Below are 4,504 nucleotides of genomic sequence, written 5' to 3'. Positions count from 1 at the left end.
ATAACGCGTGGCGCCCTGCTCCGCCGCCAGCCGGGCGCTCAGGGCCACGGCATCCAGGTCCACGGCGCTGAACGCCTCGCGGGAGCCGGCGGTGCGCAGCGTGGTGCCCAGGCAGCAGAACACGTCGTCCACCGCGAACGCGCCGGCGTGCTCGGCCATGTGGTCCAGAGGAGCGACGTGCTCGGTCAGCCTGGGGTGGCGCTGCCCGGTGGGGCGGCGGCCGAGGACGGCGACCCGCTCGTACACCGGGTCGTCCAGCAGCAGGCGAAGCACGTGGCCGCCGACCAGCCCCGTGGCGCCCAGGAGCAGCGCCGACGCGGGCCGGCCGGCGGCCGGTGCGGGGGACGTGTCGGTCAGGCTCAGCTCTCCGCGGCGGTGGACTGGGTCTCGGGCTTCTCCGGCTCCATTCCCGGCGTCACGCGGTTGGCGAGCGCGTCGGTGTACACCTGGCGCCACTCGTTCAGCTGACGCTGCGCGGTGGTGTCGGAATCGGAGGTCATGCTGGCGGGCAGGGCCATCAGCCCGGTCGCGCCGGCGAAGGCGACGGTCGTCCACATCTCGTCGGTCACGTTGGGCCGGGCCTGGCGCAGCACCTGGAAGTTGCGCATGGCCGATCCGCCGGTCTGCATCTGCTCCTTGGCCTGCTGCTCCATCTCGTCGGCGTTGCGGATCATCTCGGCGATCTGCTCGTCGCTGAAGCCGGGCTGGCCCCGGTACGATTCGGCCATCCGCCGCATCGATTGGGCCTGCTGCACCATCGCATCGTTGACCGGCTTCGCCATGATGTAGGCCGAAACCTCGCCCATCCGCTCGCGCACCCACTCCATCTCGGCGGGGTTGTATCCCAGCGTGCGCGAGGCGCGGGGGTAGCTGCCCACGATCAGCTGGCTGTAGTCGTTGATCAGGTTGCCCGCCGCGGCCACGTTCCGCAGCCCGTTCATCACCCCGCCCTTCTGCTCGCGCTGCTCCATGGCCATCGCCTGCTTCCGCAGCCCGGGGGCTTCGTCGCGGATCAGGTCGTACTGCAGCAGGCTGGCCTTCAGGTAGGCTTCCACCTGCCGCGGCGTCAGCACGCTGTCGGCGGGGGCCTGAAAGCTGGCGATTTCCTTTTCCGTGGGCGTGATGGACGTGGTCTGGTCTACGTCCGACGGCTTGGCCGTCATTTCGCCGGGCTCGTCGCCCCCACAGGCGGCGGCAAGGAACAGCAGGCCCGCGGCGGCGGCGCGGCGGGGGAAGAGGGCGGAATAGCGCATGGCGGGGACCTCGGCCTAGAGGGAACGGTGCCCGGAACCGGGCGGGAAGGAACGCGCACCGGCCTGGCGCGCGCGTGAAACGAACTGGCTAGGGTGCGTGCAGCGGGCCGCGCTGTCAAGTGTTTCGTTGCGCCCTGTTCCCTTCCGCAGCGCGCGCGTACAATGCGCGCATCCGGCGGCGTCACTGCGGACGACCGTTCCCGCCATCCCTCGTTTCATCAAGGAAGTCCATGAAGAAGATCCTTGCCGCCACCCTGGCCCTGAGCCTTGCCGCCTGCGCCCCGGCGAACACCAGCGTCCCCGAAGCGGCGGCCCCGGCCCCTGCTGCGACCACCATGACGACCACCGTCGCAACGACGCGTTCGACCGCGCTGAACCCGGTGGGCGAGTACGAATTCGCCACGCAGGTCAACGGCGAGGCGGTGACGGGCACGATCGAGATCACCGGCACCCCGGGCGCGTACGGCGGACGCATCGTCACCCTCAAATTCCCCGAGTTCACAGTGCGCTCGGCCTCGGCGGCGGGCCAGGAGCTGACGGTGGTGGCGGAGACGCCCAACGGCAACGTCACGTTCCGGATGATGTTCACCGGCGACACCTTCACCGGCGGATGGACGCTGGGCGGCGACACGGGCGCCATCACCGGCCGGCGGACGCACTGATCCACGGCGCTCGATGGAAAAGGACGGGGGCGGCTCCAGGTCGGAGCCGCCCCCGTTTCGTGGCGCCTATTCCCCGGCCCCGCCGTACAGTCCACGGTAGATGGCCGTGTTCCGGGTGAGGATCTTCACGTAGTCGCGCGTTTCCTGGAAGGGGATGCGCTCCGTGAACAGCTCCTCATCGCGGTATTCCGGCAGCTGCCGCCACCGCGTGACCCGCGCCGGGCCCGCGTTGTAGGCGCTGAACACACTGGGCAGCGATCCGCGATACGCCCGCATCTGGTCCGCCAGGAAGCGCGTGCCGAGTGCGACATTGATCTCCGGGTTGTACAGCAGCTCGGCGTTCCACTGCCGCAGCCCGGCGCCGGTGGCCAGGCCGCGCCCTGTCTCGGGCATCACCTGCATCAGCCCGCGGGCGCCGGGGCCGCTGGTGGCCTTGTGGTTAAACCACGACTCCTGGCGGATCATGGCCGCCACCAGCGCCGGCTGCAGGTCGTTGCGGCGCGCCTCCCCGTCGATGATTCCCCGGTACGGAATCGGGTAGAGGATGCGGAGCAGGCGCGCGCTCACCGGCTCGCCGCCCTCCTGCATCTTGATGGCGACGCGGATTCCCGCCGACGTGTATCCCCGCTCGTTGACGGCTTCGGCAAGGGGGTAGAGGAGGGCGCGGTCGTCGGCCGCCTCGCGGATCCGCCGGTCGACCTCGGCCGCGGCCTCGGTGTCCAGCCCGGCCGCGCGCAGCAGGTCCACGCCGTACATCCACCCGGCCACCTTGTCCCGCGCCGCCGCATCGTCCGCCGGGTCCTGCCGCAGCGGGATGGGCCAGTACGGCTGCCGCAGGCGTTCGGCGGACCGCAGGGCATAGTACGACAGCGGCTCGCGGGTGCGCACCTCGCGGTACAGCGCCCCGGCCCCGGCGCTGTCGCCGCGGGCAGCGCGGGCGCGGGCGGCCCAGTACGCCGCCTGCGGCCAGAAGCTGCCGGACGGCGTGCGCGTGCGGTACTGGTCGAACGCAGCAGCCGCCCCGGCGTAGTCGCGCGCCAGGAACGCCATCCCCCCGAGCCGCATCAGCGCCAGCCCTGCGCGCTCCGTGGCGGGAAAGCGGTCCGCCACGCGGCGGTAGGCGGCGCGCGCCCCGGTCGCGTCGCCCGCGTCGTGGCTCATGTCGGCCACCATGAACAGCGCCTCGGCGGCGGGGGCTACGCCCGGGAAGCGCTCCGCCGCGGTCACCCAGGTCTGCCGCGCCTCGGCACGCGCGCCGCGCCGGAACTGGGCGCGGCCGGTGACGTACATCGCCTGCGCGGCCGTCTCGGGCGCGGCGCCGAACAGCGGGCGCGCCGCCGCATCCACCTCCGCGTACCGCCCGGCCGCGAACAGCGCGTTCGCCAGCCGCAGCCTCACCGGCGCGTCGGTGGGATTCGCGGCCAGCCAGGCGCGATAGCCATCCGCCGCCCGCGCCTTGTTGCCATGGCGATCGTACACCGTGGCGATCGCCAGCCGGTCCGCGGGGGTCAGCCCCGCCATCCCGCCGATGGTCCGCGCCGCCTCGATGGCCGGCCCGCTCGCCGGCGCCTCGCGCATGGCCGCGCGCAGCAGCTCCATCGCCGCGGACGCGTCCCCCGCCGCCCGCGCGCCGCGCGCCGCCGCCACGGCCATCTCCGCGCGCTCCCCAGGCTCGGTCGCCTGCTCGCGAAAGCGCACGGCCAGGGCCCGCGCGCCCGCCGCAGCGTTCGCCACCAGGTGCGCCTGCAGCCGCGCGCGGCGCCCGCGCGAGGGCGAGGGAAGATCTTCCACCTCGTCCAGGAACGCGCGCACCCGGGCCGTGTCGCCGCGGCTGGCCAGCGCCTCGGCCGCGAGGATGGTCACCCATCCCGACACCGCCGGCACATGCGTACGGGCGTGGTCCAGCGCGCGGATGCCGTCGTCCGCGCGGCCGGCGCGCAGCAGCACCAGCGCGTGCCGCAGCTCGCCTACGGCCCGCTCGCCGCGCCGGGCGGCCGTGCCCGTGTCTGCCCGCAGCTGTACGTAGCGGGCGTACGCCTCGGCGGCCTCGTTCCACTTTCCCTGCTCTTCGCGCGCGCGGCCCAGCAGGTACCACCCGTCGCCGCTGCCCACCCGCTCCAGCCAGGGCTTGCCTTCCAGCAGCCCGCGGACGTTGTCCCATCCGCCCCACCCCGCCTCGGCCTTGGCGGCGACGAGAAGGAGCTCGGGGTCGCTTTGCGGACTCGTGAGCTCGCGCAGCCGGCGGGCCGCGCGCCAGTTCCGGCCACCGCGCAGCAGCTCGGCCACGTCGCGCGGCAGGTCGACGTGAAGCCCCTGCACGGCCTCGGCGGCGGCGGCCGGGGCGCGCGGGCGCTCGGGAGCGTCGCTCGCGTCGCCCAGGCGAACGGCGGCCCACACCAGGATGGGCACCAGAAGGATGCAGACGGCGGCGGCGATCTGGTGGCGACGGGTCATGGGTTTTCGCGCGGGTGACTGCCTTCGGTGCTCGCGGCGGGGTGCGAATCGTGTGCCCGGGTGGGCGCGGCACCGTCGTTGCCCGGCGGTACGGCAGACGATGGCACCTGATCGGAGGGGATGACGATGGGGGAG

3 protein-coding genes and 1 pseudogene are annotated in these 4,504 nt (G+C 73.4%); 1 reads left to right on the top strand and 3 read right to left on the bottom strand.

What is annotated here, in order from left to right; all coding sequences use genetic code 11:
* Both VIB55_RS12020 and VIB55_RS12015 read right to left on the bottom strand, forming a co-directional pair.
* Positions 1-273, bottom strand: a pseudogene (locus VIB55_RS12020) (hypothetical protein); the annotation flags it as partial.
* A gap of 86 nt (positions 274-359) precedes the next feature.
* Entirely contained in the window at positions 360-1,253 is an 894-nt protein-coding gene (locus tag VIB55_RS12015; protein WP_331876888.1) for a hypothetical protein, read from the bottom strand.
* 230 nt (positions 1,254-1,483) lie between these two features.
* On the opposite strand from VIB55_RS12015, the gene VIB55_RS12010 reads away from it, so the two are divergent.
* Entirely contained in the window at positions 1,484-1,915 is a 432-nt protein-coding gene (locus VIB55_RS12010; protein WP_331876887.1) for a hypothetical protein, read from the top strand.
* 66 nt (positions 1,916-1,981) lie between these two features.
* On the opposite strand, the gene VIB55_RS12005 is transcribed toward VIB55_RS12010, so the two are convergent.
* A complete protein-coding gene (locus tag VIB55_RS12005) occupies positions 1,982-4,369 on the bottom strand; it encodes a transglycosylase SLT domain-containing protein (protein ID WP_331876886.1) in 2,388 nt (795 codons plus the stop codon).
* Between the last annotated feature and the right edge of the window lie 135 nt (positions 4,370-4,504).

The sequence above is a fragment of the Longimicrobium sp. genome (genome assembly GCF_036554565.1).
Taxonomy (GTDB): domain Bacteria; phylum Gemmatimonadota; class Gemmatimonadetes; order Longimicrobiales; family Longimicrobiaceae; genus Longimicrobium.
The sequence above is the reverse complement of the archived record's forward strand: the minus strand, read 5'-3'. Positions and strand labels throughout refer to the sequence as shown.

Coding starts and splice junctions, on each gene's coding strand:
- VIB55_RS12015 (WP_331876888.1), bottom strand. CDS start 1,253: ATGCGCTATTCCGCCCTCTTCCCCCGCCGCGCCGCCGCCGCGGGCCTG.
- VIB55_RS12010 (WP_331876887.1), top strand. CDS start 1,484: ATGAAGAAGATCCTTGCCGCCACCCTGGCCCTGAGCCTTGCCGCCTGC.
- VIB55_RS12005 (WP_331876886.1), bottom strand. CDS start 4,369: ATGACCCGTCGCCACCAGATCGCCGCCGCCGTCTGCATCCTTCTGGTG.